This window comes from Kaistia sp. MMO-174, from assembly GCF_037147815.1.
Classification (GTDB): Bacteria; Pseudomonadota; Alphaproteobacteria; order Rhizobiales; family Kaistiaceae; genus Kaistia; species Kaistia nematophila.
The window spans coordinates 981,171-995,139 of record NZ_JBBCUO010000001.1 but is presented as its reverse complement, the minus strand read 5'-3'; the positions used below and the strand labels follow the sequence as shown (position 1 = coordinate 995,139).

The following is a 13,969-nucleotide window of genomic DNA, read 5'->3' as shown; positions in this document are numbered from 1 at the left end:
GCCTGTTCGTGGGAGCGCCGGAGCGCTCCCACGGGATCACAATGAAATCAGCCGCGCCGGGATCAGCCCCAGCAGAGCTTCAGGCCCTCTTCAACCGAGATCGACGGCACGCCGTCCACCGGCTTGGCGGTGATCAGCTGGGCGCCGGTGTCGAGGAAGCCCATCTTCGGGTCGATGTCCGGGATCTTGCCGGAATGGATCGCCTCGAGCGCCATCGCCGCCATCTTCAGCGGGTATTGCTGCGAGGTGGCGCCGAGCGTGCCGGCCTGCACGTTCTTGACGCCCGGGCAGCCACCGTCGATCGAGACCAGCAGCACGCTGCCGTCATCCTTGCCGACCGCCTTCAGCGCTTCCCACGCACCGGCGGCCGCCGGCTCGTTGATCGTGTAGACGACGTTCACGTCCGGGCATTTCTGCAGCGCGTTCTCCATCGCGGTACGACCCTTCTCCTGGTCGCCCTGGCTGATCTCGTGCGTGCAGATGCGCGGATCGTCCTCGTCGCCGTACCTGTTCGGGTCCTTCACGTCGATGCCGAAGCCGGCCATGAAGCCCTGGTCGCGCAGGAAGTCGACGGTCGGCTGGTTGGTAGCGAGATCGAGGAAGACGATCCTCGCGTCCTTGGCCTTGTCGCCCAGCGTGCCCTTGGCCCACTGGCCGATCAGCTCGCCGGCCTTGCGGTTGTCGGTGGCGAAGGTGGCGTCGGCGGCGTTCATCGGATCGAGCGGCGTGTCGAGCACGATCACCTTCAGGCCCGCGTCGCGCGCCTTCTGGATGGTCGGCACGATCGCCTTCGAGTCCGACGGGACGATCGCGAAGCCCTTGGCGCCGGCGGCGATCAGGTTCTCGATCGCCGCGACCTGGCCGTCATTGTCGCCGTCATACTTGCCGGCGGCGGTGATCAGCGTGACGCCGAGCTCCTTCGCCTTGGCCTGCGCGCCTTCGCGCATCTTGACGAAGAAGGGGTTCGTCTCGGTCTTGGTGATCAGGCCGATGACCTCGTCGGCCAGCACAGGCGCCGCCGACATCGCCAGGATGCTGGCGGCAAGCATAAGCTTCTTCAACATGGTCCGTTCCTCCCTGGCCGATTTATGTTCTGCGCCTGCGAAGCGACCAGCTTCTCCGCGACGCTCCCGGTCCCTCCCGAGAATCTCATGTGAGACCGGCAAAGCGCGCCGGGCCGGTCTCGAATTCGCTGTCCTCGTCGTCGCGCGTCAGGATCGAGGCGCGGGGCGAGAAATTGAAGAACATCGGCAGGGTCGCCGCGCCGATGGCGCCGGCATCGCGGCCGAGCGTGCCATGCAGGATGCGCGGCGGACGTCGCGCCTCGGGCGCATGCTCGTCGAGCGCGACGTCGAGCCGCCGGATCAGCGCGTCGACCAGGCCGCCATCGATGTCGGCGTCGACCACGATCAGCGGCACGTCGAGCAGAGCGATCGCCGACCAGATCGCCGGCGCCAGCGCCTCGACCGCGTCGTCGATCCATTCCAGCACCGCCGGATGGCCGGCGGCGAAGGCGGCCTGCATGTCGGCCGGCGACGCCACGGCGACGCCGTTCGCCTGCAGATGCCGGCCGAGCGCGTTGAGCGAGGCGCGGGTGATCAGAAGCTCCCGCCCGTCCTCCGACTTGGGCGACGAGCCGAGCCGGCCGGGCGCGACCGCGATCACGGCGACGTCGCCGGCATTGCCGGTGCTGCCGCGCAGGCAATCGCCCTTGACCACGATGCCGCCGCCGATCGCCGGACCGATGAACAGATAGAGGAAGTCGTCGACGCTGCGGCCGAGGCCGTAGAACAACTCGGCGATGGCGGCGGCGTTGCCGTCGTTCTCGCTGAAGACGGGAAGCCCGGTCGCCTCCTCCAGCCCGGCGGCGAAATCGAAATGGTCCCAGCGGCGGAAGATCTCCGGCGGCAGGTCGAGCCGGCGCAGCCAGGCGCCGAGATTGTAGGGAAGCGCCAGCCCGATGCCGGCAAAGCGCTCGCGCGCCGGCGGCGCCAGGCGGTCGAGCAGGGCGCGGACGTCGCCCGCCACCATGGAAAGCGCCTCCTCCGGCTCCGGCAGCACCATGTCATAGGCGCGGCGCGCCAGCGGCGTGCCGTCGAAATCGATCAGGATCGTCTCGATCGAGCGGCGGTCGAGCCGGACGCCGATGCCATAGGCGCCGGCCGGATTGAGCCGCAGCATCGTCGCCGGCTGGCCGCGGCCGCCATCATGGCGCTTGCCGACTTCCTCGATCAGTCCGAGGTCGTCGAGCTTGCGGATGATGCCGCCGATGGCCGTGTTGGTGAGGTCGGCGGCGCGAGCCAGATCGGCCTTGGAGGCTTCGCCCGCACGGCGAAGCCGCTGCAGGACGAGCCGCTCGTTATAGCGGCGCAGCTGCGCGGAATTGCTTCCGCGGCGGATGCCGGGCCTCTCCAAAGCCTGCCTCCCAGATCGAACCTTGCCGGTCGCTTATTAATTCAATCTGGTGCAGTTAATTGTCGTAACGGCAAGCAAGTCAAGCGCCATTCGACCTTGCAGCGCGGCAGGAAAAATCCCCGGATTGCGGCGCTGCAAGGTCTCGATTTCTTGCCGGCCTGACCACCATCAGTCCCAATTCCGGATCTTTTCAGCCAGAATAATGGTGGCTTCTTCTCTGGCAGCCTTATCGTCTCCGACAAACCTGAATTCGACTCCGATCGCCTTGCCGACAGCTTGCGCGGCCAGGCGGATCGGCAGCGGCGCCGGTCCGCGGCTCTCGATCACCATGGCGCCGGCACAGAGCGAGGTCAGACGGGCGCGGTTCCGCTTGAACCAGATCGCCTTCTCGCGCCGCTCCTCCTGCGTCTCCTCGTGATCGTCCTTTTCCGGCGCGTCGAAGATGATCACGAAGGGTTGGTTCCGGCCCAGCAGCGCCTCCAGCGCCTCCTGCCAGGACGGCTCGCCCGGCGCCGGGGCGTGGTGGTCAGGCGCCTCGACATAGACCAGCGGAAACGCGTCGCAATTCAGCATCCTCGTTCCCCCCGCCCCGCTCCCGTCCAGTCCGCGATCCAGTGGCGAAGGTTCGGATCCCGAACCTCCATGACGGCGAACAGGCCGAGTGCCTGCAGCGCCGGCACGGCTTCGAGGATGTGATACTCGGCGATCGCGCGGGCGGCCGAGGAGGCGCCCGGATCCGAGAACGTCGCGGCGTTGGCGAGGAAGGCCGCGACGGTGCCCTTGCGGATCACCGTGCCGGCGAATTCGCCGGTATCGACCTCGTCGGGGAGGATGTCTTCTGCACGCATGAGGGGTCTCCGTTCTGCGATGCCGGAGATCTACGCCGCGCGATCTGGCGTGGCTTGCGGGATCGTGCCAAGTTTTGTCGCGTGGACGCCAAACTGCCCTCGCCGATCGAGCTCGACCTCCTGCATGCCGAGGATGGTCCGCTGCTCTATGCCGTCGCCGACACGCGCGGCGTTCCCGTGCATGCGGGCCAGCACCAGCATGCGCGCGGCCAGCTGTTCGGCTCGCATGCCGGCCTGCTGTCGCTGATGAGCGAGACGGCGAACTTCGTCGTGCCGCCGGACTACGCGATCTGGATTCCGCCCGGCGTGCCGCATGGCGCGCGCTCGCATGGGCCGTTCGCCGGCTGGACCGCCTATGTCGCGCCGGGCGCCTGCGCCGGGCTGCCGGATACGGTGCTGGTCGGGGCGCTGTCGCCGTTCCTGAAACAGGCGGTGCTGAAGGCGGCGCACTGGCCGGAGAAGCGGGACCTGGGCCGGCCGCAGATCAACCTCGCCCGCGTCATCCTCGACGAGATCGCCGCGCTGGCGCCGATGCCGCTGAGCCTGCCGCTCCCCCGCGACCCGCGCGCGCATCGGATCGCGCGCGCCATCGCCGACGCCCCCGCCGCCAAGACCGACCTCGCCGGCTGGGGCGCCTGGGCGGGGATCGCGCCCAGAACCCTGACCCGCCGCTTCATCGACGAGACGGGCATGAGCTTTTCCGCCTGGCGGCAGCGCGCCTGCCTGATCCGCGCGCTGGAGCTGATCGCGGCGGGCAGCCCGATCACCCATGTCGCGCTCGACGTCGGCTATGACAGCCTGAGCGCGTTCATCGCCATGTTCCGGCGCGAGCTCGGCGTCACGCCCGCCCGCTACTTCGCCGCCGCCCGCCCCGGCGCGACGCCTCAGCGCGGCGCGAATTCCGGGCGCAGCACCTTGTAGAGACGGCGGAAGCGCTCGATCTTCTCGGCGTAGCGCGCCGTCGCCGCGGGATCGGGATCGATCGTCGCGTGGATCGGCGGCGCCGTGCAGACCGAGGCGACGCTGCCGCCCCCGGCCGCCAGGATCGCGAGGCGCGCCGCGCCGAAGGCCGGCCCCTTGGCGCCGCCCTCGTGCAGCACGATCTGCACGCCCAGTACGTCCGCGAACATCTTCATCCAGAGCGGGCTCTTGGCGCCGCCGCCGATCGCGCCCATCCGCGTCGGCCTCGTGCCGGCGGTGGCGAGCGCCGACTGCGCATCGGCAAACGAGAAGGCGACGCCCTCGAGGACGGCGCGGATCAGGTCCGTCGTCCCCGTCGCCGGCGTCAGGCCGAAGAAGACGCCGCGCGCATAGGGATCGTTGTGCGGCGTGCGCTCGCCGGCGAGATAGGGCAGGAACAGCAGGTCGCTGTTTCCCGCCGGCTCCGCCTCGACGCGGGCGAGCAGCTTGCCGATGTCGGCCTCGCCCACCAGTTGCGCCGCCCAGGCGAGCGCGCTGGCGCCGTTCAGCATCGCCGCCATCTGGAACCAGCGCCCCGGCAGGGCATGGGCGAAGGTGTGGACATAGGCGGCCGGATAGGGCCGGTAGGTCTCGTTGACGACGAAATACTGGCCCGACGTGCCGAGCGAGATGAAGGCGTCGCCCTCGTCGACGGCGCCGATGCCGATGCCGCCGGCGGCCGCATCTCCCGCCCCGCCCGCGACGATCACCCTGGCGTTCAGCCCGAGCGCCGTGGCGGCGGCCGGCGACAGCGTGCCGGCGGCGGCGGAGCCTTCGACCAGGCGCGGCATCACGGCGGGATCGAGGCCGGTCGCTGCGACGATCTCGGGCGACCAGCGCCGCTCCGCCTCGTCGAGCCAGAGCGTGCCGGCCGCGTCCGACATCTCCGAGACATAGGCGCCGGTCAGGCGGAAGCGGACATAATCCTTCGGCAGCAGCACATGGGCGACGTCGGCGAACAGCTCCGGCTCGTGCCGCGCCACCCAGAGCAGCTTCGGCGCGGTGAAGCCGGGCATGGCCGGCACGCCGGCGATGCGGCCGAGATCCGGTACGCGATGCTCGAGCGCCGCGCATTCGGCATGGCTGCGGCCGTCGTTCCAGAGGATGGCCGGCCGCAGCACGCGATCTGCCTTGTCCATGAGCACGGCGCCATGCATCTGCCCCGAAAGGCCGATCGCCGTCGTCGCGGCATAGGCCGCCGGAGCCGCCGCCTTCAGCGCGGCGAGCGCGGATTCCGTCGCGCGCCACCAATCCTCCGGATCCTGTTCGGACCAGAGCGGGTGCGGCCGCGAGATCGGAAGCGCGACGTCCGTTTCCGCCAGCACGGTCTGGCGCTCGTCGACGAGAAGCGCCTTCACTGCCGATGTGCCGATGTCGATGCCGATATAGCTGGCCATGTGTTCCCCCCGTCCGCGGCGCTGCGCCCAAGAGCTTGCAAGACGGCGGCCTTGTCAATCTCCCGCCGCGCCGGACGGCCGCCGGCCCCCAGCCGCCGCGTCGTCCACCGCCGCGCGCAGGGCGGCGCGAGGCCGGGATTTCCGCCTGATTCCCTTCCTTCGCACGGGACCGGAACGGCATCCTCGCCGACTGTCAAAAAAAGGAAACGCATGGCTGGTAGAAGCCGGGCTGTCGGCCCCATATGGACGTCGCATCCGATGCGATGCCGCGGTGATTTGAGAAGCAGCTTGCGCCGCGACACCAAACGCTAAAGCGTCACGAAGCGGTTCGTGGCTCTGGATTCCGACAAGGAGGTCTCCGATGCCAAATACGGCAGCGTCCCTACGTAAGCCACTCGCACAGCACGATTTTTTTCGCTGTCGCCGGAACTCCCCCTGACTTCCGACATTGGTGCGCACCGGGGCTAGGCCTCGGCGCGGCGCTAGCGCCAAGAATGAAGAGAGATCGCGGCCCGGATCTTGCATGGCAGGATTCCAGGCGGCGAAAGGAGAACTTCGGTGTTCGACAACTACATCATCGAGATCGATGACGAGGCAGCCGGCATCCTGATCCGGTCCGGCAGGTCCTTTGCGTTCCACGCCCTCGAGGGCACGTTTGCAACCCTCGAAGGGCAAGTCTTTGCCGATGCCGTCGCGGCCGAACGGGCCGCCCGCAAGATCCGCCGGATGCCGGCCAGCACCTCCATCCAGGCGTCGTAGCCGCCGCCCCACGGCCCCGAAGCGCCGCAGTCTCCAGTCGCTGCGACGCTTCGGCGATGCTTTTTGCACACCCTTTTTTCCTGGATAGGCCACCAGCAGGGAACCGGCGAAATCGCGGCGCATTCAGCCTTGTGAGCTGGGCGCCGACATCCTCTTGCGACTTTTCGACAGGGACGCAGCGAAAATACTACTGCCGACGAACAGGAAATCGCCACAATCACTGCGGGTGGTAGCACCACTTAATCGGTTATAAAGACAGGCTCCGATAGCTTTCAGCGAGGTGCAGACCTGGGAAGGCCTCCGGCTTGACAAGCTACGTGGACGTCCATTCGGACGATATCGAGCAGACGACCGATTTCAGCGACGTTCGCGATCTCTATGCCGCGTGGATATCGGCACAGGGGAGCGGCATCCCTGATCTGCGCCACTTCGAGGTCGCCCTCGCCGGCCCCATCGCCGATCGCACCATGCTGATGCGCGCCGCGGGCAACACGCTGATCTATGAGCGGGTCGGCCGCAACGTCATCGCCCTGTTCGGCCACGACCCCAATGGCAAGGTGCTGGAGCAGATCGAGAATGCCGGCGCGCGTTCGTTCCGCTCTACCTATTTCCAGGTCCTGCAGTCCGGTCGGCCCGGGCTGGCGCTGCACGACAATGTCGGCGCGACGACGGTCGGCATCACCGAGCGCCTGATCCTGCCCGTCCGCTCCGACGGCGACGATTGCCTGCTCTGCTATATCCGCCCGCGCGAGGATGCCACCAATGTCCTGCGCTCCGTCTTCAACGTCAGCGCCGACGCGATCACCGTCTTCCAGGCCATTCGCGACGGCGACGGCCAGGTCGTCGATTTCTCGATCAACGCCGCCAATGCGGAAGCAGCCCGGCGCCTGAAGATCCCGCCCGACGAGCTGGTCGGGGCGCGGCTGCTGGAAATCTGGCCCTTCGCCGCTAGGGACGGGCTGCTCGACCGCTTCATCCGCTCCGTGAACAGCCAGCTGCTCGATGTCTTCGACGCGAGCTACCCCGAAAACGGCAAGATCGTCGAGCGCCAGCTTCGCCTCGCCCCGCATGGCGAGGGACTGACCGTCACCGATGTCGACATCGGGCCGACGCTGGCGGCGACCCGCGCCATCGACCAGCAGCACAACGAGCTGCTGCAGGCGAACGAGCTGCTGGAGGCGCGCGCGATCGACCTGATGGCGAGCTACGCCTCGCTCGAACGCACCACCAACGAGCTGCGCGAGGAGATCACCCGCAACCGGGCGCTGGAGGCCGAGCTGGTCCACCTGGCCCATCATGACGGGCTGACCGGCCTGCCCAACCGCAGCTATTTCGAACAGCGCTTCGAGGAAAAGCTGAAGCAGATGAAGCGGGCGAAGCGCCGGGCCGCGCTCTGCATCATCGATCTCGACCATTTCAAGGACATCAACGACAGCCTCGGCCACGACGCGGGCGACATGGTGCTGCGCGAGGTGTCGAACCGGCTGCGCAGCACGATCCGCAAGTCCGACGTGATCGGCCGCCTCGGCGGCGACGAGTTCGCCGTCGTGCTCACCAACGCGCAGGACACCCAGGACGCCGCCGCCGCCGTCAAGCGGATGATGGAGGCGGTCGCCCGGCCCTTCACGGTCAAGCAGCAGGACGTGCCGATCAGCCTGAGCGCCGGCGTCGCCATCTTCCCGGCCGATGGCCGCACGTCGAGCGAGCTGATGTCGGACGCCGACATCGCCGTCTATCGCTCCAAGCGGGCCGGCCGGGGTCGCACCGTCTTCTTCACGCCGTCGATGCGCGACGACGCCGAACGGCGCTTCAGCCTGCTCAAGGCGCTGCGCCAGGCGCTCGACGCCGGCCAGATCGCTCCCTTCTACCAGCCGCTGCTCGACATACGCAGCGGCAAGCTGGTCGGCTTCGAGGCGCTGGCGCGCTGGCTGCATCCCGACCACGGCATGCTACTGCCGTCAACCTTCGCCGAGACCTTCGACGAACCCGACATCGCCCAGGCGCTGACCCAGACGATGATCCGCAGCGTCATCGCCGACCTCGCCGCCTGGCAGAAGAATGGCCTGACCACCCGCGTCAACATGAACGTCACGGCGTTCGACCTGCGCAATCCCGGCTTCGCCGAGGATCTGCATGCGCGTGTGAACCTGCATGGCCTGACGAGCGCGCAGCTCATCGTCGAGATGACCGAGACGACGATCCTGTCGCGTGATGCCGAACGCATCGCCTCGACGCTCAGCGACCTGCGCCGGCTCGGCTTTTCGCTGGCGCTCGACGATTTCGGCACCGGCTACGCCTCGCTCAGTCACCTGCGCAGCCTGCCGGTCAGCAGCCTGAAGATCGACCGTTCCTTCATCCGCGACCTCGAGCACGACCCGAAAACGCGCGCGATCGTGCGCTCGATCATCGAGCTCGCCGGTGCGCTCGACCTCGCCATCATCGCCGAGGGCGTCGAAACGCACTCCCAGCTCGACGCCGTCACGGCGCTGAACTGCTCGATCATCCAGGGCTACCTGATCGCCGAGCCGATGGCCGGCGCCGACATTCCCGCTTTCATCCGCGACTTCAGCTACCCCGTGCCGGCGCTCCGCCGCAGCTCGCTCGGCTGAGCCGCCATCATCCGGCATTGCCGCCGGCGCGTTTCCGGTCCAGACTTCCGGCCGCCTGGCCATGCGGGGGCACGCATGTCGCGACGGAATACCGAATGCCGGCTCGTTTCGCGCCGGGCGCCAGGGCGATGCGCCGGGCCCCGCGATCGCTCATGACCTCCACCGCGCCACCCGCCGCCCTCGCCGGCACGCCCTCCAGCCGGATGCGGCAGGATTTCGAGGCGTGGGCGCGGGCCGCCGGCCGCCGGGCCGATTTCCGGCTGGCGCTTCGCCTCGTCCTTCTCGAACCCGGCTTCCAGCTGGCGCTGTCGCTGCGGCTGCAGGAGACTCTCGGCGGCGTGCCGCTCGTCGGCCGGCCGCTGCGCCGCCTGCTCTGGTATGCGACGACGATCGGGACGGGGTGCCACATCGCGACCGGCGCCAGCTTCGGCGGCGGCCTCTACATGCCGCACCCGACCGGCATCGTCATCGGCAGCGGCGCGCGGGTCGGCAGCCACGCCTCGATCTTCCAACAGGTGACGCTCGGCCGGCGCGATCCCGATATCGCCGGCGAGCCGACCGTCGGCGACCATTGCCGGCTCGGAGCCGGCGCCAAGATCCTGGGCGCGATCCGGCTCGGCGACCATGTCTCCGTTGGCGCCAATGCGGTGGTGCTCGCCGACGTGCCCGCCGGCCACACGGCCGTCGGCATCCCGGCCCGCATCCTCGCGCCGACGGCCTAGAGCGCTTTCGCGCGAAGTGAATCCCGGTCCGCGTGAACCTGGGCTCAAGCCTCGATGGGGCGGCCGGCGATCCTTGCCATAAAGGCAAGCAACCGTTCGCCGAGTTCGTCCTGGTCGAAACGCCCGCGCCGCGCCGCGGCGCTCCGCCGCCACCCGGCCAGCTCCGTCGGATCGGCCAGCAGGCGTCGCAACGCGCCGACCCAGGCCGCGCGGTCGCCCGGCGGCAGCAGGTCGCCGGTGACGCCCGGCTCGATCAGTTCCGGCAAGCCGCCCACCCGGCTGGCGAGCACCGGCAGCCCCATCTCCAGCGCACGCACCGCGACGCCCGGCCAGTTCTCCCGCCAGAGCGACGGCACGCAGAGCAGATCGGCTTCACCCATCCATTCCCCCACCGCGGCTTCCGGCACGTGGCCGTGGAAGCGCAGCCAGCCCGCATCCGGATAGCGACGGCGCAGCGCCTCGCCTTCCGGGCCGTCGCCGACGACCGACAACGAAACCGGATGCGCGCCAGCGAGTTCGGCCACCGCATCGAGCAGGTCCGCCACGCCCTTGCTGCGATGCAGCCGGCCCACATAGAGCAGACGCAGACGGTCCGCCTTCTGCCATTGCCGCGCCGGCGACGGATAGAGGTTTGGATTGGGGATGCTCACATGCGGGTAACGCGCCAGCGGGAACAGCGCGGAGAGCGCCGCGAGATTGGCCACCGAAGGCGACGAGAAACCGATCCGCCCGAGACGGCCGACCAGCGCCGCCTTGTAGCGGCTCGATACGCGGCAGCCGAGGCAAGGCCGGGCGCAACTGGCGCCATCTCGAAACATCGACATCCGCATGCAGGCAAGGCCGAGATCATGCAGGACGAAGAGAGTCGGCAGATCCCGCGCCGCGATATCGGCGAGCGTGTTGTAGCCGAGGCCCTGCACGAAGTGGATGTTGACGAAATCCGGCCGGAAGGCGTCCAGCACGCCGGCGACCAGGCGGCGGTTGCGCGGATCGACATGGTCCTGCACATGCCAGATCGGCTTCTTCCATGCGGCGGCGACCGGCGCGTCGCGGGCGGGATAGAGATGCGCGGTGCGCAACCGCCAGATCCGGACGCCATCCACGATCTCGCCGTGCATTTCCTCCGCGCGTGAGGACGCCGTCGTCAGCACCGCCATCTCATGGCCGCGACCGGCGAGCCAGGCAGTGAAGTTGGCGGCGGAATTCTCGGCGCCGCCGCGGCCATCGGGGGGATAGAGCGCGGCGATGACGAGGATCCGCATCGCTTCAAATCCGGACGGGGGCAACGAGCGCCGGGCCGCCGGGCCGGCGGAGCGACGGCGATAGGACGGACTCGCCTGCCGCCGCCCGCGGATCCAGCGCCTTGCCGGCGATCAGGCCGAGCAGGAAGCCGGAGAGAGCCGACTCGACGACATTCGCCATCGTACCGAGGATCAAGACCAGCATGGCGAGCAGGAAAAACAGCCGGTGCCGCGGCGGCGCCGCCTCGAAGAGCGTGGCATTGCCACGCCAGAATGCGGCGACGAACACAAGCGCGCCGACGCCGAAGGTCGCGACAAGAAAGACGAAGAGATTGTCGCCCGGGCTGAAGCGGGCCGGATCGAAATAGGCCTGGCCCGCGCCGATGCCACCAAAGCCGACGCCGAGCAGGAGGCGCGGCCAGACGGGATCGAGCAAGGCATAGGCGCGCGGCCACATCTCCTCCATGCGCGCGACGACCGAGCCTAATGAAAGGAAAGCGAGATTGCCGCCTTCGCCGAAACGAAGGCCAAGCCGCGCGGCGACCGGAAGGCCGATCGCAACCGCCAGCAGGCAACCGATAACGGATTGGCTGAAGCGGAAGCGCGAGCGGCCCGGCAGCCGGTCATGGAGAAGCAGGCAGAGCGGCGCGGCGAACATGACGGCGAGCGGCGCCTTCGACGTCGTCAGGCCGATCGCGACGACCGACACCAGCCAGACCACGACCTTCCTCGCGGGAGGCATGGAGCCAGCCAGCAGCAGCGCGCCGCCGATCGCAATCTGGTTGGCGGCCGTGAAGCTCGCCCGCGAAAAGCCAGGAAGCCGGTCGACGCCGAAGGCCTGCCATTCACGCGCGAATTCGGCCTGCACGCCGAAGATCTCGTAGCTTCCGCCGACCCAGGGAAAGCGGTACGCCAGATTGGCGAGAACGCCGGCCACCGCGACGCCCCAGACGAGCGCGACGAGGCGCAGCGCTCCCCCCGTCGCCCCGGTTGCGACCACCACCATGCCGAGGAAGACCGGCATCCAGGTGTAGAGGCCGAAGGCGACCTGCGCCGGCGGCTGGCCGAGCAGCAGGGCATAGGACAGCCAGACGGCCGGAAGGGCGGAGATCGCCAGCGCGACCGCGTCACGGCGCAGCGAGCCTAGCGCCGTCAGGGCATAGGCGGCGACCAGCGCGGCCACGGCGAGGAACGGCGCATAGGAGATCCCGACAAGGCCGAGCGCCTGCAGCCCGTAGCGGATCGGACCTCCCAGCGCATCGGTGGCGAGCATGAGGGCCAGCGCCGCGAGCACCAGTCCCCGAAAGGAGAAAACCGGGTTGCCGTTCATCCGAACCTGCGCCTGCCGCACGATGGGGGCGCGTCGATCCCGTGCTGTCCGTCCCCCCCGCGCCGCCTCGCATGCTGCCCACGGCTTGCCGCTACGTCAACCTCTGCGTGCGGCCCGCCTCCGTTGCGCAATCCGCTATTGCGGCTTCGCCGATGCCAGCCGCGCCAGCCCGGCCTGGAGGCCGTCATGGCCGAAATCATAGGTCCGCGTGTCGCCCCCCTTCAGCGTCACCGTCGAACGCGTCTTGCCGGCGGCCCGCATCAGCTCGATGAAATCGGCGCCGAGCTTCGCCCGCACCTCGCACGAGGCCGGCGCGCAGGATTCATAGGGAACGACGCTCGGCTTGCCTTCGTCGAGCGCGAGCTGCATGCCGCGCCCGACCAGCACGCCAGTCGGCAGCGTCCAGATGCCGACGAGGTCGCCGGCGGTGTTGCGCTCAATCCGCCAGGACACGTCGGAAACGTCGGACTGGCGCAGGGTCTGCGTCAGCGAACAGGCCGCGGCATCGCAGGCGAGGAGCCACGCGCCGATGCGCTCGCCGGCATCGACGGTGGAAGCAACCGCCTGTCCCGATGTGGACGCCGGCGAGATCCAGCTCAAAAGCCGGTCGGCGCCCGCCATGGCGGCCAGACGGTCGAAGCCGGCGCTGCGCCAGGTCCAGGCGACGGCGGCGATCGACGCCAGCACCAAAACGGCAAAAATGATCCAGAGCAGTCCGCGTCCGCCCGGTTCCTCGTCATCATAAGCGTCGCGCATCGCCTGGCGCCCCTCCGCCCGTCGACCATCCGCCAGAATGTTCCGTTCGCCGGGCCGGGAACCCGAGAGTCCCCGGCCATCGGCCGGCTACTTGATCTTGCCGTAGGTGGCCGAGAAGCCCGCGAGCGACATCGGCAGCTTGATCGGTTCCTTGTTGAGATTCTGGAACGTCACATTGAGCTTCTGGCCCTTGAACATCGCGGCCAGCAATTCATCGGATACCGGCGCGCCGGCATAGCAGCCGCCGGCGTCGCAGGTCTGCAGCGGCAGCGACAGCGGCGCGGCGCCGTCGACGTCGAGCGTGACGCCGCCGGCGAGCGAAAGCCCGAGCGGCCCGCGGATCATCAGAACCGGCTTGCGCGTCTGCGAGGGTACGCGGATGGTGATCGAGCCGATCAGCTGGCCGGAGCCGGAGATCACGGCGCGCTGTTCCATTTGGCATTCGAGCTCGGCGGCGCGGCCGGGCCCCTGGCAGGTGCTGAGCCAGCTCGGAGCGGGCGCCTGCTTGTTGGCGCCGAGCACCGGCACGTCGCCGGCCTGTTCCTGCGCCCCGGCGAGAGCCGGCGCCGCCAGAAGGAGCGCCATGGCGGCGAGCGAAGAGCGCAACCGGCCCGCGAATTCGTAGTTCATTCCAATCCCCCAAAGCCTGAACATCGCCTTGAGCCCCCGCCACGGACATGTCGGCCGGCGGCGTCTGACCGTGTGGCGCTTCGCCATGTGGCGCCTCGCGAATGCCGCCACGGCAGGAGCGACGAATGTTCCCTCTATAGACGAGCGCGGCCGAGATGCCAGCGGAAGATGAGACAACCGGCCGCTCGCGGGGCGAGTGGGGCCTGTTGTCGGCGTGGGTGACATCGATGCCACGGTCCGCCTCCTTCCCCCCAAACGAGAACCGCCGGCCCGAGGGCCGGCGGCATCACGATCTTGCGGGC

The 13,969-nt window shown here is 69.0% G+C and carries 13 protein-coding genes; 4 read left to right on the top strand and 9 right to left on the bottom strand.

Annotation, left to right across the window (positions count from 1 at the left end):
* Positions 1-62: 62 nt before the first annotated feature.
* The 4 genes from WFK98_RS04425 to WFK98_RS04410 form a co-directional block, all read right to left on the bottom strand.
* Positions 63-1,061 (bottom strand): sugar ABC transporter substrate-binding protein, encoded by a 999-nt coding sequence (locus WFK98_RS04425; RefSeq protein ID WP_336799597.1) that lies wholly within the window; start codon positions 1,059-1,061, stop codon positions 63-65.
* Positions 1,062-1,149: 88 nt separating this feature from the next.
* The gene (locus WFK98_RS04420; RefSeq protein ID WP_336799396.1) at positions 1,150-2,415 is read right to left on the bottom strand and encodes an ROK family transcriptional regulator; all 1,266 of its coding nucleotides are present in this window, start codon (positions 2,413-2,415) and stop codon (positions 1,150-1,152) included.
* 168 nt (positions 2,416-2,583) lie between these two features.
* Positions 2,584-2,865: a hypothetical protein gene (locus WFK98_RS04415; protein WP_336799395.1), complete on the bottom strand. Its 282-nt coding sequence runs from the start codon at positions 2,863-2,865 to the stop codon at positions 2,584-2,586.
* A gap of 116 nt (positions 2,866-2,981) precedes the next feature.
* Positions 2,982-3,263 carry a hypothetical protein gene (locus WFK98_RS04410; protein WP_336799394.1) on the bottom strand — a complete coding sequence of 94 codons (282 nt, stop codon included), beginning with the start codon at positions 3,261-3,263 and terminating at the stop codon, positions 2,982-2,984.
* 81 nt (positions 3,264-3,344) lie between these two features.
* On the opposite strand from WFK98_RS04410, the gene WFK98_RS04405 reads away from it, so the two are divergent.
* Positions 3,345-4,184 (top strand): AraC family transcriptional regulator, encoded by an 840-nt coding sequence (locus tag WFK98_RS04405; protein ID WP_336799393.1) that lies wholly within the window; start codon positions 3,345-3,347, stop codon positions 4,182-4,184.
* On the opposite strand, the gene xylB is transcribed toward WFK98_RS04405, so the two are convergent.
* Positions 4,148-5,620 (bottom strand): xylulokinase, encoded by a 1,473-nt coding sequence (gene xylB / locus WFK98_RS04400; protein WP_336799392.1) that lies wholly within the window; start codon positions 5,618-5,620, stop codon positions 4,148-4,150. The two genes, WFK98_RS04405 and xylB, sit on opposite strands and share 37 nt — an antisense overlap.
* Before the next feature lie 558 nt (positions 5,621-6,178).
* Between xylB and WFK98_RS04395 the strand changes: the two genes are divergently transcribed.
* The 3 genes from WFK98_RS04395 to WFK98_RS04385 all read left to right on the top strand — a co-directional run bounded on the left by WFK98_RS04395 (position 6,179) and on the right by WFK98_RS04385 (position 9,710).
* The gene (locus tag WFK98_RS04395; protein WP_336799391.1) at positions 6,179-6,379 is read left to right on the top strand and encodes a hypothetical protein; all 201 of its coding nucleotides are present in this window, start codon (positions 6,179-6,181) and stop codon (positions 6,377-6,379) included.
* Positions 6,380-6,684: 305 nt separating this feature from the next.
* The gene (locus WFK98_RS04390) at positions 6,685-8,988 is read left to right on the top strand and encodes a putative bifunctional diguanylate cyclase/phosphodiesterase (protein WP_336799390.1); all 2,304 of its coding nucleotides are present in this window, start codon (positions 6,685-6,687) and stop codon (positions 8,986-8,988) included.
* A 152-nt stretch (positions 8,989-9,140) separates the two neighbouring features.
* On the top strand, positions 9,141-9,710 hold the full coding sequence (locus WFK98_RS04385) for a serine O-acetyltransferase (protein ID WP_336799389.1): 570 nt from the start codon (positions 9,141-9,143) through the stop codon (positions 9,708-9,710).
* A 44-nt stretch (positions 9,711-9,754) separates the two neighbouring features.
* Here WFK98_RS04385 and WFK98_RS04380 read toward each other — a convergent pair whose 3' ends face one another.
* The 4 genes from WFK98_RS04380 to WFK98_RS04365 all read right to left on the bottom strand — a co-directional run bounded on the left by WFK98_RS04380 (position 9,755) and on the right by WFK98_RS04365 (position 13,667).
* Positions 9,755-10,972, bottom strand: a complete 1,218-nt coding sequence (locus tag WFK98_RS04380; protein WP_336799388.1) for a glycosyltransferase — start codon at positions 10,970-10,972, stop codon at positions 9,755-9,757.
* 4 nt (positions 10,973-10,976) lie between these two features.
* The gene (locus WFK98_RS04375; RefSeq protein WP_336799387.1) at positions 10,977-12,281 is read right to left on the bottom strand and encodes a hypothetical protein; all 1,305 of its coding nucleotides are present in this window, start codon (positions 12,279-12,281) and stop codon (positions 10,977-10,979) included.
* 135 nt (positions 12,282-12,416) lie between these two features.
* Entirely contained in the window at positions 12,417-13,037 is a 621-nt protein-coding gene (locus tag WFK98_RS04370) for an invasion associated locus B family protein (RefSeq protein WP_336799386.1), read from the bottom strand.
* An 87-nt stretch (positions 13,038-13,124) separates the two neighbouring features.
* Entirely contained in the window at positions 13,125-13,667 is a 543-nt protein-coding gene (locus WFK98_RS04365; protein WP_266339912.1) for an invasion associated locus B family protein, read from the bottom strand.
* Positions 13,668-13,969 lie beyond the last annotated feature (302 nt).

Bases quoted from the DNA above. Each gene is read 5' to 3' on its own strand.
- WFK98_RS04365 (WP_266339912.1), bottom strand. From the start codon at position 13,667: ATGAACTACGAATTCGCGGGCCGGTTGCGCTCTTCGCTCGCCGCCATG.
- WFK98_RS04410 (WP_336799394.1), bottom strand. From the start codon at position 3,263: ATGCGTGCAGAAGACATCCTCCCCGACGAGGTCGATACCGGCGAATTC.
- WFK98_RS04385 (WP_336799389.1), top strand. From the start codon at position 9,141: ATGACCTCCACCGCGCCACCCGCCGCCCTCGCCGGCACGCCCTCCAGC.
- WFK98_RS04375 (WP_336799387.1), bottom strand. From the start codon at position 12,281: ATGAACGGCAACCCGGTTTTCTCCTTTCGGGGACTGGTGCTCGCGGCG.
- WFK98_RS04370 (WP_336799386.1), bottom strand. From the start codon at position 13,037: ATGCGCGACGCTTATGATGACGAGGAACCGGGCGGACGCGGACTGCTC.
- xylB (WP_336799392.1), bottom strand. From the start codon at position 5,620: ATGGCCAGCTATATCGGCATCGACATCGGCACATCGGCAGTGAAGGCG.
- WFK98_RS04380 (WP_336799388.1), bottom strand. From the start codon at position 10,972: ATGCGGATCCTCGTCATCGCCGCGCTCTATCCCCCCGATGGCCGCGGC.